Annotated in this window: 4 protein-coding genes; 3 read left to right on the top strand and 1 reads right to left on the bottom strand. The window is 36.1% G+C overall.

Annotated elements, in window-relative coordinates:
* The 3 genes from J6V67_RS07205 to J6V67_RS07195 all read left to right on the top strand — a co-directional run.
* The coding region (locus tag J6V67_RS07205; protein WP_291860816.1) for a flagellin at positions 1–123 on the top strand (123 nt) is incomplete at its 5' end.
* A gap of 222 nt (positions 124–345) precedes the next feature.
* Positions 346–1,518, top strand: a complete 1,173-nt coding sequence (locus J6V67_RS07200; protein ID WP_291860813.1) for a UDP-N-acetylglucosamine 4,6-dehydratase — start codon at positions 346–348, stop codon at positions 1,516–1,518.
* Positions 1,505–2,587: a LegC family aminotransferase gene (locus tag J6V67_RS07195; protein WP_367205796.1), complete on the top strand. Its 1,083-nt coding sequence runs from the start codon at positions 1,505–1,507 to the stop codon at positions 2,585–2,587. Before J6V67_RS07200 ends, J6V67_RS07195 begins: the two co-directional genes overlap by 14 nt.
* Before the next feature lie 124 nt (positions 2,588–2,711).
* On the opposite strand, the gene J6V67_RS07190 is transcribed toward J6V67_RS07195, so the two are convergent.
* A partial coding sequence (locus J6V67_RS07190; RefSeq protein ID WP_291860810.1) for a flagellin occupies positions 2,712–2,937 on the bottom strand: 226 nt, incomplete at its 5' end.

Below are 2,937 nucleotides of genomic sequence, written 5' to 3'. Positions count from 1 at the left end.
GATGTAGACTTTGCTAGTGAGAGCGCAAACTTCTCTAAACATAACATCCTAGCCCAAAGTGGAAGCTACGCTATGAGCCAGGCAAATGCTGTACAGCAAAATATCTTAAAACTACTACAATAAGTTAGTTTAGTAATATACATTTCATTGCTATGCAATGAGAAAAGCCTCTTAACTCTACTCACGGTGTGCGGTCGTTCGTAGAGTGATTTAATCAACTCGCACTTTTAAAACTCATTAAACTTTACAAGTCCTTTTTACCTCTGGGAAACCAGAGGTAAAAGAGTATTAAATTTACTAAATTCAGCTATAAGTTGGTAAAATATAACCAAAAAAGAGTATAAAATGATTGATGTTTTAAATCTTATAGGCAGAAGTGAGCCGCTATTTGATAGTGATATGGCTAGGCTTAAAGATGAATTAAATGAGCGTATTTCTAGTTCTAAATTTTTAGTAGTTGGTGGTGCTGGTAGTATCGGTTCAGCGGTAGTAAAAGAGATATTTGTTAGAGAGCCAATGCGTCTTGATGTAGTTGATATTAGTGAAAATAACTTAGTAGAGTTAGTGCGTGATATTAGAAGTAGTTATGGCTATATACAAGGTGAGTTTGCTACCTATGCTATAGATGCTGGTTCAAATATATTTAAAGCGTTGATAGATGGTAATAAGTATGATTATGTGCTAAATTTAAGCGCACTCAAACACGTACGAAGCGAAAAAGATCCATATACATTAATGCGACTAATCCAAACAAATATATTCAATAGTGATGAATTGATGAAACGCTCAAAAAGATATTTCACTGTTAGCAGTGATAAAGCGGCTAATCCTGCTAATATGATGGGGGCTAGTAAACGAATTATGGAGATGTTTGCATTTTACAGATCAAATTTAACACCAGTAAGTATGGCTAGATTTGCAAATGTCGCCTTTAGCGACGGAAGCTTATTACACGGATTTGAACAACGAATCAAAAAGCTCCAGCCAATTGTAGCACCAAATGATGTTCGCAGATACTTTATAACGCCTAAGGAATCTGGCCAATTATGTTTATTAAGTGCGATATTTGGAGAAAATAGAGAGATTTTCTTTCCAAAGCTAGATGAGAAGCTAAATTTGATAAAATTCAGTGATATAGCGGTGCGTTATCTGCACTCTAAAGGCTATGAGCCATATATATGCGAAAATGAAGATGAGGCTAGAGCAAAAGCTGCCCAACTAGCACAAAATAGACAATGGGCGTGTCTATTTGGTAGTAGCGATACAACTGGCGAGAAAGATTATGAGGAGTTTTATACAGGTAATGAACAGTTAGATATGGAGCGGTTTGCTAGTATTGGTGTGATAGAGAATGAACCGGTGATAAATGGGACAAGTCTAAATAAATTTGAGACAAATATAAAATCAATGATGATAGATGGAAAATTTGATAAAGATGCGATAATGGCGGAATTTATGCAAGTTTTACCTGAGTTTAATCACATAGAAAAAGGGAGATATCTAGATGCAAAAATGTAAATATAGCAAACCACTATGCGAAGAGATAGTAAGATTTATCAAAAATGAATACAATAGCAAAAAAATCCCTCTACACTCTCCAAGGCTTCTAGGTAGAGAGATGGAGTATCTATGGCAGTGTATTGATACTGGATATGTATCGAGCATAGGTGAATTTGTCAATGATGTAGAAAATGATATATCTAAAATCACCGGCGCTAAATACGCAGTAGCTATGTCTAGCGGTACAGCAGCACTTCATATGGCTTTGATATGTGCTGGAGTTAAGGCTGGCGATGATGTGATTACTCAGCCTTTAAGCTTTGTAGCTACAGCAAATGCGATTAGCTATATGGGCGCTAGTCCGATTTTTGTTGATGTAGATATGGAGACAATGGGTATGAGCCCACAAAGCTTAAGAGAGTTTTTGTTAAGCAACTGTATAATCAAAGGTGGTAAATGCTATCACGGTGATAGGCGTGTGAGCGCATGTATACCAATGCATACATTTGGAATGGTCTGCGAGATTGATGAGATAGCACAAATTTGCCAAGAGTGGGGTATAACGCTGATAGAAGATGCTGCTGAGAGTCTAGGTAGTACATATAAAGGTACTCATAGTGGTAGATTCGGGCTTGCTGGTATATTTTCATTTAATGGTAACAAAATTGCTACAAGTGGAGGTGGTGGTATGCTAATAACTGATGATGAAAACATAGCAAAAATGGCAAAACACTTAAGCACAACGGCCAAAATCGCTCATCAATATGAATACGATCATGATCAAATCGGATATAATTATAGAATGCCAAATTTAAACGCTGCTTTGCTAAAAGCTCAGTTAGAAAATTTAGACCTATGTCTAATGGCTAAGCGCAGACTAGCTAATCGATATGCGAGATTTTTTGAAATTTTAGGTGTAAAGTTTATAACTGAACCTAGAGAGTGTGTAAGTAATTATTGGTTAATGGGTATTGTGATGGAGGATAGGGCTAGTCGTGATGAGCTGCTAAATTTTGCCAATGAAAATGATGTAATGATGCGTCCAGCGTTGAAGCTGCTAAGTGAGTTAAAGATGTATCAACACTGAACTAAAGAATCTAATAAAAATGCTAAATACCTAGCTGATAGGATTGTAAATATCCCTAGTAGTGTGATTAGTTGAATTTATATTAAAAGATTACTACGCCTTGTATAAAGGCGTAGTAATCTTACTATTGTAGTAGTTTTAAGATATTTTGCTGTACAGCATTTGCCTGACTCATAGCGTAGCTTCCACTTTGGGCTAGAATGTTATGTTTAGAGAAGTTTGCACTCTCGCTAGCAAAGTCTACATCTCTTATTTGAGATTCAGCTGATTTTACATTTACTTGAGTAACTGTAATGTTATTTAGTGTAGCGATTAATTGGTTTTGTACTGAACCTAGGTCGGCTCTTAAT

It is taken from the genome of Campylobacter sp. (assembly GCF_017646085.1).
Classification (GTDB): domain Bacteria; phylum Campylobacterota; class Campylobacteria; order Campylobacterales; family Campylobacteraceae; genus Campylobacter.
This window is presented reverse-complemented; position numbering and strand designations above follow the sequence as displayed.

Coding starts and splice junctions, on each gene's coding strand:
- J6V67_RS07200 (WP_291860813.1), top strand. CDS start 346: ATGATTGATGTTTTAAATCTTATAGGCAGAAGTGAGCCGCTATTTGAT.
- J6V67_RS07195 (WP_367205796.1), top strand. CDS start 1,505: ATGCAAAAATGTAAATATAGCAAACCACTATGCGAAGAGATAGTAAGA.